This window comes from Streptosporangium sp. NPDC004631 (assembly GCF_053601935.1).
On the sequence record NZ_JBSGCR010000010.1, the window covers coordinates 121,581 to 137,880 of the forward strand.

Below are 16,300 nucleotides of genomic sequence, written 5' to 3' on the forward strand. Positions count from 1 at the left end.
AACCGTCGCCGTCATCCTTTTCGTTCCGCTCTTTCCCGGGAGCATCCCCGTGTCCGGCACAGATGACATCGATCGGCGCTTCACCGCGCTCACCGACCAGACCAACCAGGACAAACGCGCTTCCGGGCCTGAGAAATGGGCGGAGTGCGCGCCTTTCCGCCTGGTCGGGCGGCTTCGCGGAACCGCACGCGGAGGTGATTCTCCCTTAACACGGGTGAAACAAACGAGACACGGAGCGGTAACGGCGCAGTTCTACGTTCGGAGCTGATAGCCCGTGCCCCTATGGGAGGTTCGCGTGTTCAACTCCGCCGACGACGTCCTCAAGTTCATCAAGGACGAGGGGGTGCAGTTCGTCGATGTCAGGTTCACCGACCTGCCGGGGACGACGCACCATTTCACGTTCCCCACGGAGAACTTCGGGGCGAACGTCTTCACCGACGGTCTCATGTTCGACGGATCGTCGATCCGCGGCTTCCAGGCCATCCACGAATCGGACATGCTGCTGCTGCCCGATCCCTCCACCGCCGTGCTCGACCCCTTCCGGCAGCACAAGACGCTCAACATCAACTTCTTCGTGCACGACCCGCTGACCGGTGAGGCCTACAGCCGCGACCCGCGCAACGTCGCCCGCAAGGCCGAGGAGTACCTCAAGGGCACCGGCATCGCCGACACGGTCTACTTCGGCCCCGAGGCCGAGTTCTACATCTTCGACGACGTGCGCTTCGAGACCAGCGCCCACTCCAGCTACTACCACATCGACTCCGTCGAGGGCGCCTGGAACACCGGCAAGGCCCAGGAGGGCGGCAACCTGGGGTACAAGCCGCGATACAAGGGCGGTTACTTCCCGGTCCCGCCGATGGACCACTTCACCGACCTGCGCTCGGAGATGGTCCGCAACCTGATCGAGGCGGGCATCGACGTGGAGATGCAGCACCACGAGGTGGGCACGGCCGGGCAGGCCGAGATCGACTTCCGGTTCAACACGCTGCTCAAGTCCGCCGACACCCTGATGCTCTACAAGTACATCGTCAAGAGCACGGCGCTGGCGCACGGCCACACGGTCACCTTCATGCCCAAGCCGATCTTCGGTGACAACGGCTCCGGCATGCACTGCCACCAGTCGCTCTGGAAGGACGGCGCGCCGCTCTTCTACGACGAGGTCGGCTACGCGGGCCTGTCGGACACCGCCCGCTACTACATCGGCGGTCTGCTCAAGCACGCGCCGTCCCTGCTGGCCTTCACCAACCCGACGGTGAACTCCTACCACCGCCTGGTCCCCGGCTACGAGGCCCCGGTCAACCTGGTCTACTCCCAGCGCAACCGCTCGGCGTGCATCCGCATCCCGATCACGGGCTCCAACCCGAAGGCCAAGCGCATCGAGTTCCGCGTACCGGACCCGTCGTGCAACCCGTACTTCGCCTTCGCCGCCCAGCTGATGGCCGGCATCGACGGCATCCGCAACAAGATCGAGCCGGTCGAGCCGGTGGACAAGGACCTCTACGAGCTCCCTCCCGAGGAGGCCCGTAACATCCCGCAGGTCCCGGGCTCCCTGACGGACGTACTCGCCGCGCTGGAGGCCGACCACGAGTATCTCCTGGAGGGCGGCGTGTTCACCCCGGACCTGATCGAGACCTGGATCACCTACAAGCGCGAGAACGAGATCGACCCCATCCGCCTCCGCCCCCACCCCCACGAGTTCGAGCTGTACTACGACGTCTGACCCCATAGGGCGACAATTTCGATAGAAGCCCATATTTGGCCCGCTTGGGGCATTTCGGGTATTACGGTTTTCTTTAGGGGCTGTTTTCGGAAGGGCGTCGGCCGACCGTCCGTTCAGGACACGGCCGGCGCCCCCTCCCGGTTTCTCCCGCGGAACCGTGCGTGGACCCGGACTCCGGCCCCGGGTCAGGCGAAGGGCCGTACGGCTCGCGGGGAGGGCCGGGAGGCGGGAGAGGTCAGGAGCGGCTGCCGCGGATGCCGGTGAGTCTGCGCAGGATGTCCCACCAGAAGGTGGCGCCGAACAGCAGGGCGACGACGGTGATCAGATAGCCGGGCCAGTGGCCCGGAGTGGTCAGGCGGCTCCACCAGGCGCCGCCGTTCCAGCCGAAGGACGGATCCCGCGTGTCGTCGGGAGGGATCGTCACGCTCAGCACGGCGTGATCGAAGATCTTGACCAGGGCCGGGGAACTGAAGACCTCGGTCACACAGGAGTACGGCTCGACGGAGCCGGGCACGGCGCACTTGTCCCTCAGGGAGTCCTTCAGCGCGATCGTGCCGTCCCCGCCGCCGCCCGCGATGGCGGCGACCGCGGCCCGGTAGGCGTTGTCCCGCAGCAGGGTCTTGCCGTACTCCAGCGCGTCCATGCTGAACAGCAGCGTCAGTGCCAGGGCCAGGGTGAACACGACCCACTTGACGTAGCGGCGGTACAGCGTGGACAGCCGCTGCATCTCCCCGTCGAACCAGTCCTCCACACCCTTGCGGAACCTGTTCATGTCCCGCTGGGCACCCTCCCAGACGCCCCGCAGGTGCCCGGCGAATGGACTGCCGATGGCCTCCAGCTTGGCGAGCAGGCCCTCGACACCCCCCTCCTCGGCGGCGACCAGCTCCAGCACCGCGCCGGAGAACCGCTCCGGCGGGATGTCGGAGATGCTGGTCCTGGCCCCCGTGGGGTGGTCGATCTCCTGGAGCCGCCCGTACAGCCGCCCGGTCACGTCGACCTCGGGCGGGGACTCGTCGGCCGCTAGCACCGCGTAGGGGTCCACCGGCAGCGCCTCGACCACCGAGGGGGCGGGGTCCGGCTCGTGCCGGGGGCGGGGGTCGTGCCGGGAGAAGGGCAGCTTGGCGAAGACGTCTGCGACGCCCGCCGGAATCCACGAACCGCCCTTGCTCGGCCCCCCGTCCAGGGTGTCGCGGAGATAGGCCCACAGAAACTTGCTGCGGATGCCGAGCAGCCGGACGAACGCCTCGTTGATCCCGCTCACCAGAAGCGACAGCAGCAGGAAGGCCAGCACCAGCCCAATGGCCAGATCAAGATAAACGGATATCACAGTAGATCACCCGCACCGTTGATACACGTTCGCCCATTGGAACGCAACACCACCTCACGGAACGGGTTCAGCCTCCGTAGAAAACGCGCTCCATGACCAGGCGGGCACGGCGGGTGACACGGCGGTAGTCGTCGACGAAGTCCTCACTGCTGCCCGGCGGGTAGCCGAGGGTGCGGGAGATGAGCGCCCGCTCGCGGACGTCCACCGGGACGGAGTCGGCGGCGCGGCCCCTGACCAGCACGACGGCGTCGCGGACGCGCGAGACGAACCGCCACGCCTCGGCGAGCGCGGCCTCGTCGGCCTCGGGCAGCAGACCCTCGGCGACCGCGGCGCGCAGCGTCTCCAGGGTGCGGGTGGTCCGCAGCGACGGCAGCGCTCCGGCGTGGCGGAGCTGGAGGAGCTGGGCCACCCACTCCACGTCGGACAGCCCGCCCCGGCCGAGTTTGGTGTGCAGGGCCGGGTCGGCGCCGCGCGGCAGCCGCTCGGCCTCCATCCGCGCCTTCAGTTTGCGGATCTGCAGCACGGCGGCGTCGGCGATGCCTCCGTGCGGATAGCGCAGCGGGTCGGCCAGGGCGAGGAACTCGGCGCCGAGTGAGGCGTCTCCGGCCGAGAACCGGGCGCGGAGCAGCGCCTGGGACTCCCAGGGCGACGACCAGCGGCCGTAGTAGGCGGCGTAGGAGGCCAGCGTGCGGACCAGCGGCCCCTGGCGGCCCTCGGGACGCAGGTCGGGGTCGATGAGCAGCGGCGGGTCGGGGGCGGGCAGCGCCAGCAGCCGGCGCAGTTCGTTGGCCACCGTGAAGGCCGCGTCACCGGCCTCCCGCTCGGCGCCCCCCTCGGGGGGCGCGTGCACGAACATCACGTCGGCGTCGCTGCCGTAGGAGCATTCGAGGCCGCCCAGGCGGCCCATGGCGATCACCGCGAACCTCGTGCCCAGCGGGGCGCGCCGCTCCATCTCGACCTTGCCGATCGCCGCGTCCAGCGCGGCCTGGATCGTCACGTCGTTGAGCGCGGACAGCGCCTGCCCCACCCGCTCGATGTCGATGTGCCCGGCGAGGTCGGCGGCGGCGGTGCGGAACAGCTCCCTGCGCCGCAGCCCGCGCGCCGCGGCCACCGCGCTCTCGGCCTCGCCCGGGTAGCGGCCGACCGTGGCCCGCGCCTCCGCCAGCAGCGCCTCGGCGGGCCGGGGGTCCAGCTCGGCGTCCGAGCCGAGCATCGCCACCGCCTCCGGGGCGTGCAGCAGCAGTCCCGTCAGGTAACGGCTGGTCCCCAGCAGCCTGGCCAGCCGCGCCGCCACCGCGGTCTCGTCACGGAGGAGCCGCAGGTACCACGGGGTGGCGCCGAGCTTGTCGGAGATCTGACGGAAGCCGAGCAGTCCCGCGTCGGGGTCGGGGGCGTCGGCGAACCAGCCGAGCATGACGGGCAGCAGGGTCCGCTGGATCGCCGCGCGGCGGGATACACCGCTGGTCAGCGCGCTGATGTGGCGCAGGGATCCGGCCGGATCACCGTAGCCGAGCGCCTCCAGGCGTGCCTGCGCGGCCGCGGTGGACAGCCGGGCCCCGGACTCGGGCAGCCGGGCCACGGCGTGCAGCAGAGGCCGGTAGAACAGCTTCTCGTGCAGCCGCCTCGCCTCCAGCGCGTGCCGCCTCCACCGGGCGGTGAACTCCCCCACCGGATCGGCGGTCATGCCCAGGCCCCGGCCGAGACGCCGCAGGTCGGCGACGCCCTCGGGCACCACGTGGGTACGGCGGAGCCGGTACAGCTGAATCAGGTGCTCGATCCGGCGCAGGAAGGTGTACGCCTCGGCGAGCGCCTTGGCGTCGTCCCGGCCGACGTAGCCGCCCCGGGACAGGGCGGCGAGCGCGGGGAGCGTGGCCCGGCGGCGCAGCAGCGGGTCCAGGCGGCCGTGGACGAGCTGGAGCAGCTGGACCGCGAACTCGATGTCGCGCAGGCCGCCGGGACCGAGCTTGAGCTGCCGCTCGGCCTCGTCACCGCGCACCTGTGCCTCCACCCGGCGGCGCATGGCCTGCACGTCCTCGACGAACCGGTCGCGGGTGGCGGCCTGCCAGACCAGCTCGTTCATCGCGGAGACGTACCGTTCGCCGAGTTCGAGGTCACCGGCGACCGGCCGGGCCTTGAGCAGCGCCTGGAACTCCCACGTCTTGGCCCAGCGACGGTAGTAGGCCTGGTGGCTGGCGAGGGTGCGGACCAGCGGCCCTGACCTGCCCTCCGGGCGCAGCGCCGCGTCCACCTCCCACAGCGCCCCCTCCGGGGTGCTGGCCGAGCAGGCGCGCATCATGCCCTGGGCCAGGCGGGCGGCCAGCCGGAGCGCCTCGGTCTCGTCGGTCCCCTCACGCGGCTCGGCCACGAAGACGACGTCGACGTCGCTGATGTAGTTGAGCTCCCGGGCCCCGCACTTGCCCATGCCGATGACGGCCAGCCGCACCGCGCCGGGGTCGGCGTGTTCGGAGCGGGCGACGGCGAGCCCCGCCTCCAGCGCGGCCCCGGCGAGGTCGGACAGCTCGGCGGTGACCTCGGTGAGCGACGCCTCACCTGCGAGGTCCCTGGCGGCCAGGTGGAGCAGGCGGCCCCGGTAGGCGGTCCGCAGCGCGACCAGGGTGGCCGTGCCGGAGCCGGCCGCCCGGGGTTCGGGGTCGCCGGGCTCGGCGCCGACGGCCCGCAGCAGCTCGGTGCGGAGCTCCTGCCCGGCCGGCCTCCGTACGGCCTGCTCGCCGCCGAGCAGCCGCCAGTGTCCGGGATGCCGGACCACGTGCTCGCCGAGGGCGGCGCTGACACCGAAGACGCCGAGCAGCCGGGCCCGCAGGCCGGGATCGGACCGGAGCGCGCCGAGAACGGCGGGGTCCGAGGCGGCCAGCCGGTTGAGCGAGGTGAGCGCCAGGTCGGGGTCGGCGGTGGCGACCAGGGAGTCCAGCAGGCCGGGGTCGTCGGCCGCATCGGGCCCCAGTTCGTCGAGGAGCCGCCCGGCCCTGGCCCCGTCGGCGAACCCGAGCCTGGCCAGCCGCCCGGCGGTCGTCTGCATCCGGGGCACAGCGCCCACCGCCCCTTCCTCGTCTCCGATCACAGGCGCGGGCGGGCTCCTCGCCTCCCGTCCGGCACCCCTACCGTAGTCGTCCGGTCACTCGGACAGGACGACGGCGGCGAAGCGCTCGGCGACCGGCCGCCAGGTGCGGGCCAGGCGTTCCCCGGCCTCCTTCGCCCGCGTGTTGAGCTCCTCGACCGAGTGGCCGAGCGCGGTCAGATGGTCGGCCGAGCTCTCGGTCCAGCCGGTGAAGAGCTCCGGGGTGGCTTCGGGGTGGAACTGCACGGCCCAGGCCCGCTCCCCGAGGCGGTACGCCTGGTTGGGGTAGAGGTCGCCGGTGGCGAGCCGTACGGCGCCTTCCGGCAGCCGGGTCATCGCGTCACCGTGGTACTGCACGGCGGGAACCGGGCCGAGCCCGGCGAGCAGCGGGTCGTCGGCGGCGGCCGGGAGGGGGACGACCTCCCGCACACCGATCTCCAGCCCGTGCTCGCCGCGTTCGACGGCGCCGCCGAAGGCGAGCGTCATGAGCTGGCCGCCCAGGCAGATGCCCAGGGTCGGCAGGCCGTCCTCCACCGAGCGGCGGATCAGGGCGCGGGTGGCGGGCAGCCAGGCGCACCGGTCGTCCTCCCACGCCGCCGCCTCGCCGCCGAGCACGATCAGGCCGTCCTCGGGTCGTCCGGGCACGGCCTCGCCCAGGTAGGGCCGGACGACCTCGCATCCGACCCCGGCCTCCGCCAGCCAGCCCGCGAAGAATCCCAGGCCCGCGGAGGCGTCGTTCTCGACGACGGTGACTCTCATGCGGTAATCATCGGCGAGGGTCCGGCGGGATCTTTCACCGGCCCCCGCCGGCACGGGTCACGCGGGGGCGATCCACACGGCCTTGGCCGAGGCGACCAGGGTGCCGTCGACCTCGTAGACGGCGCTCTCGCCGAAGAGCTTGCGCCCCTCGCGGCCGGCGGCGCGGGCGACCACCGAGTAGGTGCCGCCGGGGTAGATCCGGCGGTGGACCTGCGCGGTCAGCCTGCCGAGCAGGGCGGACTCGCCGGGCTGGAAGTGGGCCCAGCCGGTGACGCAGTCCAGGGCGGCCCAGGTGACCGCGTCGGGGACGGCGCCGTCCTGGTCGGTGACGGCCATGGGCACCCGCCAGCCGGCGGCGACCAGGTCGGTGCCGGGCACCGCTCCGGGGAAGATCCGCAGGCCGTCTCCGGGTGCGCGCAGGCCGCAGGCGAAGCAGCCGGGGAAGGGGTGTCCGCCGAGCCCGGCGAAACCGCCCTCGGCGCGGGCGGCCTCGTTGAAGGGCACGAACGCCGGGGCGTTGAACCGCTCGGCGACCGGGATGGCCTCGGCGAGCAGGGTGTCACCGTGGGTGAGGGTGGCGCTGTTGGCGAGGTGCCGCAGGGAGAGCCCGGTCTCCAGTGGAGTGGGGGCGTGCAGCGTGACCTCGACGGCCGAGTCGTGCCGGGCGCCGTGCAACGCCTCGGTGACCGTGCCCGCTATCCATCCGCCGTTCGCGACGCCCTCGGGACCGCGGAAACGTGCGGGTACGGATACCACGGTCTGCAACTCGGCAGCCGTCGTCATACGGCACCTCCTATCGCCTTTTATGGCGATTTATTCTCGAAAGTCACTTTAAACGGACCGACAAATTTTACCGGAGTCATGATACGCCCGGTGAACCAGGTGGCCATGATCCGCGGACCGGCGGCACATGGCGACACGTGGCAGCACGCGGCGGCAGAGGACGGCCCGACGGCCGGCATGGCGCGGACCCCGAGTCCGGCACCGCGAAAACCCCCGCCCCGCGGACCGGCATCGGTGACCCTATCGCGCGGAGGGAGTGGACGCCGCCGAAAACCGGGGCGCCGGAGGCGCCCAAGCCCCTAGAGAACCGGGAGATACCGGCCCAGCTCGAACTCGGTGACCTGGCGGCGGTACTCGTTCCACTCGGTGCGCTTGTTGCGCAGGAAGTAGTCGAAGACGTGCTCGCCGAGGGTCTCGGCGACCAGCTCGCTGCGCTCCATGACGCCGATGGCCTCGTCCAGCGACTGCGGCAGCGGCTGGATGCCCAGGGCCCGGCGCTCGGCGGAGGTGAGCGCCCAGACGTCGTCCTCGGCGCCGGGGGGCATCTCGTACCCCTGCTCGATGCCCCTCAGTCCCGCCGCGAGGATCAGCGCGAAGGCCAGGTAGGGGTTGCAGGCCGAGTCGAGCGAGCGGAACTCGATGCGCGTCGAACCGCCCTTGTGGGGCTTGTACATCGGCACCCGGACGAGGGCCGAGCGGTTGTTGTGACCCCAGCAGATGTAGCTCGGGGCCTCGCCGCCGGCTCCGGCGATCGCCTCGGCTCCGCCCCACAGGCGCTTGTAGGAGTTCACCCACTGGTTGCAGACCGCGGTGATCTCGGCGGCGTGCGCGAGCAGGCCCGCGATGAAGGAGCGGCCGACCTTGGAGAGCTGGTACTCGGCACCGGGCTCGTAGAAGGCGTTACGGTCCCCCTCGAACAGCGACATGTGGGTGTGCATGCCGGAGCCCGGATACTCGGTGAAGGGCTTGGGCATGAAGCTGGCCCAGATGCCCTGCTCCAGCGCGACCTCCTTCATGACCAGGCGGAAGGTCATGATGTTGTCGGCGGTGGTGAGCGCGTCGGCGTAGCGCAGGTCGATCTCCTGCTGGCCGGGGCCGCCCTCGTGGTGGCTGTACTCGACCGAGATGCCCATCGACTCCAGCATCATGATCGCGTTACGCCGGAAGTCGTGGCCCGAGCTGTGCGGGGTGTGGTCGAAGTAGCCGCCGTCGTCGAGCGGCTCGGGCCGCACACCACGCTCGGGCCGGTCCTTCAGCAGGAAGAACTCCACCTCGGGGTGGGTGTAGAAGCTGAAGCCCATGTCGGACGCCTTGGCCAGGGCACGCTTGAGCACCCAGCGCGGGTCGGCGTGCGAGGGTGAGCCGTCCGGCATGAGAATGTCGCAGAACATCCGGGCCGCGCCCGGCGTCTCACTGCGCCAGGGCAGGATCTGGAACGTCGCCGGATCCGGCTTGGCGAGCATGTCCGACTCGTAGACCCGGGCGAAGCCCTCGATCGCCGAGCCGTCGAAGCCGATCCCCTCGGCGAAGGCCCCTTCGAGCTCCGCCGGGGCGATGGCCACCGACTTCAGGAACCCGAGAACGTCGGTGAACCACAGCCGGATGAACCGGATGTCGCGCTCCTCAAGGGTGCGGAGAACGAACTCCTGCTGACGGTCCAAGGCCACTCCTTCACTGCCGACACCGGCGTGGTGCCACACGCCTGGTCTTCCACCAGTCTGCCCGCTCCGTGTTTCGCACACGTTACGAGGAGGAACGGCGAGACGCCGCATCGGGTCCGCGTCACCCCGGCCCGGGACACGCCCGGCGAGGAGGGTGCTGGCCCACGGGCATGACCAGGCGGAACAATGCGGGCCACCGGTCACGGACGGTGATCCGCCGCGACCCACGGTCGTTCACCGTGATCCGTGACGCCCCGCGGCGACCGGCGCCGGTGGCGATCTTCGTGACCGGACCTGAGAGATCCACGTCCTTCGGGGGAAGACGACGATGCGCACCGAACTCCACGGGCCGCCGGGCGGGGCGACGCCCGCACCGCTGGCCCCGCTCGTCGAACGGCTCGCGGCGATGGCCGCACCGTGCCCCGTGCACCCGTCGGCGCACCTGATCGAGACCGACGTCATCGCCTGGTCCCGGGGCGCCGGACTGGAGGCCCCGCCCCCCGGGGTCCATCTGCTGGCCGGTCGGGCGTTCGCCCGGTACGGCACCGGCACGGCCACGCTGTTCGCCCGCTGGCTGACCTGGCTGTCGTGCCTGCGCCGGGAGCCCTCGGCGTTCGCCGGGGTGCTCGCGGTGGCCGAGGGGGGCGAGCCGGGACCGGCGCCGGTGGAGCGGGCCTTCGCCGAGCTCTGGCGGGACTGCGCGCCCGGTATGAGCCGGGGGTGGCGGGCGGGCTTCCTGGCCGGACTCACCGCCCAGCGTGCGGCGCTGCTCGGCGGCGGCGCGCCCTCGATCGAGGACTACCCGGCGCTGGGCAGGGCCGGTTTCGGGCGATACCTGTTCGACCTGGTGGAGCCGTGCGCCGGGACCGAGGTGCCGGCCCCGGTCCGAGAGAGCCGGCAGTGGCGGTCGGTCGCCGAGGCGAGCGGTGACGTGGTCGCGTGGTGCGACGACCTGACCTCCGGAGGCGGCTATGTGAAGGCCGCCTCGGTCTCTCTGGGCGGCGGAGCGGCCGTGGAGTGGGTGGTCGACCGCGTGGCGACCCGGGTGGAGGAGTTGTGGACGGCCGCCCGGACGATCCCCCAGGTCGTGGAGCGGTACGACCTGGGCTTCACCGCCTCGCGCGAGGTGGTCCAGGTGGCCTGCGCCTTCTTGACGATTTCCCGGGCCTACCTGGAGAGACTTCTGGAATCACCTCGCTATCGTCACGTAGGGTAATCATCTGAGTTCTCCAAGTAATCGGGAGGTCAAGATGAGTACCGAACTTCTCAAGCACAAATTGGACCGCGCCTTCGGGCATCTGGACGTGGACGGCAACGGAAGGGTCGAGCGTGACGACCTGCTCGGCCTGGGCGCCCGGATCCTGATCGGTTTCGGCGAGTCGCCGACCTCGGCCGCGGGCAGCAAGCTCGTCCGGGGTTTCGAGGCGATCTGGCGGACCCTCTCCGCCGAGCTCGACGTCGACGGCGACGGCACGGTCTCGCCGGAGGAGTTCCGAGCTGGCATGACCTCGGCGTTCGTCGGAGGAGACCGGTTCGACGCGATGTTCAGGCCGGCCGCGGAGGCGGTCGCGGAGCTGTGCGACACCGACGGGGACGGAGCCGTCGGACCGGCGGAGTTCCGGATCATGATGAGCGCGTTCGGCGTCGGGTACGACGACGTGGACGCCGCCTTCGACCGGCTGGACCTCGACCGGAACGGAATCGTCTCGGTGGACGAGCTGGTCGAGGCGGTTCGGGAGTACTACACGAGCACCGACCCGGGCTCGGTCGGCAACTGGCTGTTCGGTCCGTTGTAGTGACCTTCACCCCCACAGCCTCCAGGACGGGAACGCGGCCATCGCGGGAGCGGGATCCCTCGGTGGCCGCGACCTTGCTCCTCCCCCTCGTCGACCGGGTCCCGGTGATGGCCGCGCCGTGCCGGATGCACTCGTCGATCGACCGGATCACCGCCTCACTCGCCGAGTGGACCCGCGAGATCGGGCTGGACACGCCCGCGTCCGCGGGCTTCGACCGGATGGCGGGACGGGCCTTCGCCGGGTTCGGCGCCGACTCGACGCTCCTGTTCGCCAAGTGGCTGACCTGGCTGTTCCACTTCGACGACGAGTGGGACGAGAAGCCCGCCGGACGCGCGACCGACATCGTGGAGGCCACCTTCGCCCGGCTCGAACGTCATATGGCGGAGACCGGGATCCCGGGCGACGCCCCGGGAACGTCGCCCGGCCGGGTGGAGGACGGGCCGCCGGAGGCCGGCGTGCGTGACGCCCCGGTCCGGCCGGAGCCCGCCCGGCCCGCCGTCCCGGCACCCGCTCCGCCGGAATCCGTCATGACGGCCTCTCCTGGATCCGTCATGACGGTCCTTCGGGGAAATTCCCCGCCGCTCCGGACGACGGGTCCGGCACGGATGGAGAGCCCGTCACCGGCCCAGACGAAGATCACGCCATCGCTCCGGGCCGGGGACATCACCCCACTCCGGGCGAGAGCCTCCGCGTCGGCCTCGGCGGATGCCTCGGTGGGGGCCTCGGCGGGTGCCGCACCGGTCGAGGTGGCCTTCCTCGACCTCTGGAAGGCGACCGCCCCGCGGATGAGCCCCCGCTGGCGGGAGCGGTTCGCCGGCGGGGTGGCGGCTCAGGGGGCGGCCTGCCGTACGGAGGCGGAGAACCGGTGCGCGGGGCGGGTGCCCTCGGCCGCCGAGTATCCCGCGCTGCGGCGGGGAACCGCAGGCCCCTACCTGTTCGACCTGGTGGAGCCGTGTCTGGGGGTCGAGGTCCCTGCCGAGCTGCGGGAGAGCCCGACCTGGCGGACGCTGGTGGACGCCTGCAACGACGTCACCGCGTGGTGCAACGACGTCGCCTCGCACCACAAGGAGCGGGCGAACGGGGACGTGCACAACTACGTGATGGTCGCCGCGCGCGCGTTCGGGCTCTCGGACGCCGACGCCGTCGCCTGGGTGAACGACCGCATCGCCGAACGCGCCGAGGACCTGCGGACCGCCGCCATGCGGTTGCCGGGGCTGTTCGACCGGTTCGGGCTCTCACCCGTCCAGGCGAGGGACGCCAGCAAGGTGGCCTGCGCGTTTCTTGGGGCTCCCCGGGCCCAGCTGGAGTGGCTCCTGGAGTCCAGCCGGTATGACGTGACCTGATCGGCCGCTCCCCCGTGTCCGCCGCATGTCTCGCGGGAGGCACGGGGGAGCGTCGTCCGTCAGGACGGGCAGACCAGGGAGTCACCCACCGGGGTGCGGCGGTAGACGGCCTCGCGGCCGCGCGGGCGCGCTCGCGATCGGCCCCGCGTTGCGCCGCCGTACGGCGGGGGCGCGGGAACTCCAGGGGTAAACGCGGGGGCATGGGCGGGTGTGGGGCGCATGTCACTTTAAGCGCCTGTTGATTGGATTGCGGTCCGCGCCGGTTAAGGTCCTTCCAAGTACGACATGGAAAGGCCGGGGCGATGCGCGGGCTGAGCCAGGTGTTCCCGACGGTGACGCCCGTCCAGGCACGGATCGCAGCGGTTCTGATCGCGGCCGTGTCGGTCGCCATGGAGTGCGTCAACGTCTGGGTCACCTCACGGCTGCCGCAGCCCTCCTACACGCCGCTGCCGTTCGCGCCGGAGGACGTGGCCGGCACGGCGTTCCCGATCTTCGGGGCGCTGCTGGTGTTCCAGCGGCCCCGGCTGGTCATCGGCTGGCTGCTCTGCCTGGGCGGGCTCTGCTCGGCGCTGAACAGCCTGTCGGCGAACCTCGCCTTCCTGGGGGTCCGCGACCCCCGGTTCGCGCTGCCCGAGGGGATCTGGACGGTCGTCGGGGCGAGCTGGAAGCTCGTCATCCTGCTGCTGGGCGTGCTGCTGCCGCTGCTGTACCCGGACGGGCGCCTGCCCTCGGCCCGCTGGCGACCGCTGATCTGGTTCACGGTCGCCGTGCTGGCGGTCGACACGTCCATCGCGGAGTTCCAGCCCCTGCAGCCGCCGTACCGGCTCTCCTTCGGCTGGTGGGCCCGTGTCGTGCTGGACCAGCTCACCAACGTGGCGATGATCCTCGCCTTCGTCTCGCTGGCCGTACGGTTCCGGAGGGTGGGTTCCGAGGAGCGCCGGCAGATCCTGTGGCCGCTGCTGGCCATGGCGGCCCTCATCGTCCCCTGGGTGATCGGGAACCCGGCGTGGTGGCTGACCTCGTTCACGATCCCGCTCATCCCCGCCGCGATCACCTTCTCCGTGCTGCGTCACCGGCTCTACGGCATCGACACGCTGATCACCCGGACGCTGGTCGGCGCGGGCCTGGTCGGTGCGATCGGCGGCGTGTACGTGGCCGTGGGCGCGGCCTCCAGCCTGTTCCTGTCCGACCTGGACCGGATCGGCGGGCTGTTCGCCGCGCTCTGCGCCGGGGCGTTCTTCCACCCGCTGCGCCGGATGCTCCAGCGGGGCGCCGACCGCCTGCTCTACGGCGGCAAGGGCGACCCGGTGGCGCTGGCCGGGGAGCTCCGGCGGCGGCTTCAGCGCACCGACCCGGCGGGCGGCCTGACCGCCACCCTGGAGGTGCTCCGCGAGGGCCTGGCCGTGACCGGGGTGAGCGTGCGGTTCCGGAACGGGACGCCCGGCGAGGTGACGGTGGGGAGACTGCGGGAGGTGGTCCGCGACGTCCGGCTGGTCTGGCACGGCGAACCGGTCGGCACCCTGCTCATCGGCCCGCCGGGGGTCAGGCGCCTGCCGGTCGCGCACAACGGGCGGGTCATCGCGGCGCTCACGCCGTACGTGGCGGACGCCGCCCACGCGGTCCGGCTGGTCGGTGCGCTGCGGCGGTCCAGGGAGCGGATCGTCGCCACCCGCGAGGAGGAGCGCCGCCGGCTGCGCCGGGACCTCCACGACGGCCTCGGCCAGTCGCTCAGCGGCATGGCCATGACCATCAACGCGGCCAGGCACTCGCTGCGCGTCTCCCCGGAGACCGCCGAGCGCCTGCTCGACGACCTGCGTTCCGGGATGGACGGCGTGACCGGCGACATCAGGCACCTGGTCTACGGCCTGCGTCCCCCGGCCCTGGACGACCTCGGCCTCGCCGGGGCCCTGAAGGAGATGGCCGGCCCCGGCACCTCGGTGGAGGCGAGGGGTGACCTGGACGGACTGCCCGCCGCCGTCGAGGTCGCCGCCTACCGGATCGTCCAGGAGGCGCTCACCAACGCCCGCAGGCACGCCGGGGCCGCCGCGGTGCGGGTCACGCTGGAACGGGTTCCGGCGACGGCCGGCGGGCACGGGCATCTGAACGTCCGGGTGGGCGACGACGGGGTGGGGGTCACCCCGGGCCGGCGCTCCGGGGTCGGGCTGGCGTCGATGCGCGAGCGGGCCGCCGAACTCGGCGGCACCTGCGTGATCACGTCGCCGCCCGGCGAGGGCACGCTGGTCGAGGCGGTACTGCCGGTGAACTTGAATGTAGAGACCTGACCACTGATGATTTCTTACAGCACGCGAACGATGGTGGGTATTGCCGTATGACCTTGGACCAGGTAGCTCTACGCTTGCGCCTGCAATGCTGACATTCCGTGCTCTCGGACCGTTCCAGGCGCGCCACGGTGACATGGTGCTCGACCTCGGCGGTCAACGCCAGATGGCCGTGCTGGCCCGGCTCCTCGTGGCCGGCGGCCGCGCCGTCCCGGTGAGCATGCTCATCGACGAGCTCTGGCCCGGTGAGCCGCCCGCCCAGGCCCTGTCCACCATCCAGGGGTACGTCTCACGGCTGCGGCGCGCCCTGGAGCCGGGACGCGCGCCCAGGGAGGAGGCCGAGGTGCTGGTCTCGGCCCCGCCGGGATACGCGCTCCGCGCCGAGATCGGTCAGGTGGACTCGTGGAGGTTCGAGAACGCCGTCAAGACGGAGGGCGAGCCCGGCGCGGTGTGGGAGCGTCTGGGGCACGCCCTCGCGCTGTGGCAGGGTCCGGCGCTGGCCGAGTTCTCCGACCTGCCGTGGGCGGTGACCGAGGCTGGCCGGCTGGAGGAGCTGCGGCTGATCGCCGTCGAACGCCGGGCCGACGCGGGGCTCCGGCTCGGGCGGTCCGGCGCCCTGGTCGCCGACCTGGAGGCGTACGTGTCGGCGCATCCGCTGCGGGAGGAGGGCTGGCGGCTGCTCGCGCTGGCGCTCTACCGGAGCGGCAGGCAGGGCGACGCGCTGGGGGCGCTCCGGCGGGCCGGGACGATCCTCCGCGAGGAGCTCGGCCTCGACCTCGGCACCACCCTCCAGCGCCTGGAGGCCGACATGCTGTCGCACGCCCCCCATCTGGACCTGCTCAGGGAGCCGGACGCGCCCGGGGAGCCCCTCTCGGCGCGGATGGCCGAGCCCGTGACGCTGCGCGTCGTGGTGGTGGACGATCAGGCGCTGGTCCGCACCGGGCTCCGGGTCGTACTGGACAGCGAGCCGGGGTTCCGTATCGTCGGCGAGGCCGAGGACGGCGAGCAGGCGATCGCGGTCGTCCGCGAGACCTCACCCGACCTGGTGCTGATGGACATCCAGATGCCCCGGCTGGACGGCCTGACCGCCGCGCGGCGGATCCTGGCCGACGAGGCGCCGCCGAAGGTCGTCATGATGACCACGTTCGGCACGGACGACAACCTCTACGCGGCGCTGCGGGCCGGGGTGAGCGGTTTCGTGCTCAAGACCTCGGCCCCCGAGCAGCTGATCACCGCGATGCGCGCCGCCCAGGCCGGCGACGCGCTGATAGACCCGGCCGTCACCACGCGGCTGATCGCGGCCTTCGCGGGGCGGGTCAACCCCTCGGCCCCACCCGGGCTGGCCGGGCTCGGCGACACCGAACTGGACCTGATGAAACTGATCGCCCGGGGACTCACCAACCGGCAGATCGCCTCGACCCTGTCGGTGTCCGAGCAGTCGGTGGCGCGGTCGGTGGCCAAGCTCCTGAACCACCTGGGGCTGTTCGACAGGGCCCAGCTCGTCGTCGCGGCGTACGAGTCGGGGCTGGTCAACCCGGGCGACATGGGCAGGTAAC

11 protein-coding genes are annotated in these 16,300 nt (G+C 71.9%); 6 read left to right on the top strand and 5 right to left on the bottom strand.

Annotated elements, in window-relative coordinates; translation table 11 throughout:
* Window positions 1–295 precede the first annotated feature (295 nt).
* Entirely contained in the window at window positions 296–1,720 is a 1,425-nt protein-coding gene (gene glnA / locus ACWEF2_RS13200) for a type I glutamate--ammonia ligase (protein ID WP_453814826.1), read from the top strand.
* Window positions 1,721–1,955: 235 nt separating this feature from the next.
* Here the strand turns inward: glnA (ACWEF2_RS13200) and ACWEF2_RS13205 are convergent, their stop codons facing one another.
* The 5 genes from ACWEF2_RS13205 to glnA (ACWEF2_RS13225) form a co-directional block, all read right to left on the bottom strand.
* Window positions 1,956–3,047 carry a hypothetical protein gene (locus ACWEF2_RS13205; protein WP_453814828.1) on the bottom strand — a complete coding sequence of 364 codons (1,092 nt, stop codon included), beginning with the start codon at window positions 3,045–3,047 and terminating at the stop codon, window positions 1,956–1,958.
* Window positions 3,048–3,114: 67 nt separating this feature from the next.
* The gene (locus ACWEF2_RS13210) at window positions 3,115–6,084 is read right to left on the bottom strand and encodes a bifunctional [glutamine synthetase] adenylyltransferase/[glutamine synthetase]-adenylyl-L-tyrosine phosphorylase (protein ID WP_453814960.1); all 2,970 of its coding nucleotides are present in this window, start codon (window positions 6,082–6,084) and stop codon (window positions 3,115–3,117) included.
* A gap of 96 nt (window positions 6,085–6,180) precedes the next feature.
* Window positions 6,181–6,882, bottom strand: coding sequence for a type 1 glutamine amidotransferase (locus tag ACWEF2_RS13215; protein ID WP_453814829.1), 702 nt, complete (start codon window positions 6,880–6,882; stop codon window positions 6,181–6,183).
* Between the two features lie 57 nt (window positions 6,883–6,939).
* Window positions 6,940–7,665 carry a hotdog fold domain-containing protein gene (locus ACWEF2_RS13220; protein ID WP_355600084.1) on the bottom strand — a complete coding sequence of 242 codons (726 nt, stop codon included), beginning with the start codon at window positions 7,663–7,665 and terminating at the stop codon, window positions 6,940–6,942.
* A 299-nt stretch (window positions 7,666–7,964) separates the two neighbouring features.
* Entirely contained in the window at window positions 7,965–9,326 is a 1,362-nt protein-coding gene (gene glnA / locus ACWEF2_RS13225; protein WP_453814831.1) for a type I glutamate--ammonia ligase, read from the bottom strand.
* Window positions 9,327–9,654: 328 nt separating this feature from the next.
* Between glnA (ACWEF2_RS13225) and ACWEF2_RS13230 the strand changes: the two genes are divergently transcribed.
* The 5 genes from ACWEF2_RS13230 to ACWEF2_RS13250 all read left to right on the top strand — a co-directional run bounded on the left by ACWEF2_RS13230 (window position 9,655) and on the right by ACWEF2_RS13250 (window position 16,299).
* Window positions 9,655–10,542 (top strand): terpene synthase family protein, encoded by an 888-nt coding sequence (locus tag ACWEF2_RS13230; RefSeq protein ID WP_453814833.1) that lies wholly within the window; start codon window positions 9,655–9,657, stop codon window positions 10,540–10,542.
* Window positions 10,543–10,576: 34 nt separating this feature from the next.
* Complete coding sequence (locus tag ACWEF2_RS13235) at window positions 10,577–11,122, top strand: EF-hand domain-containing protein (RefSeq protein ID WP_453814834.1); 546 nt, start codon at window positions 10,577–10,579, stop codon at window positions 11,120–11,122.
* 62 nt (window positions 11,123–11,184) lie between these two features.
* Entirely contained in the window at window positions 11,185–12,465 is a 1,281-nt protein-coding gene (locus tag ACWEF2_RS13240; RefSeq protein ID WP_453814836.1) for a terpene synthase family protein, read from the top strand.
* Window positions 12,466–12,767: 302 nt separating this feature from the next.
* The gene (locus tag ACWEF2_RS13245; RefSeq protein WP_453814838.1) at window positions 12,768–14,747 is read left to right on the top strand and encodes a sensor histidine kinase; all 1,980 of its coding nucleotides are present in this window, start codon (window positions 12,768–12,770) and stop codon (window positions 14,745–14,747) included.
* 85 nt (window positions 14,748–14,832) lie between these two features.
* Window positions 14,833–16,299 (top strand): BTAD domain-containing putative transcriptional regulator, encoded by a 1,467-nt coding sequence (locus ACWEF2_RS13250; protein WP_453814840.1) that lies wholly within the window; start codon window positions 14,833–14,835, stop codon window positions 16,297–16,299.
* Window position 16,300: the final 1 nt, after the last annotated feature.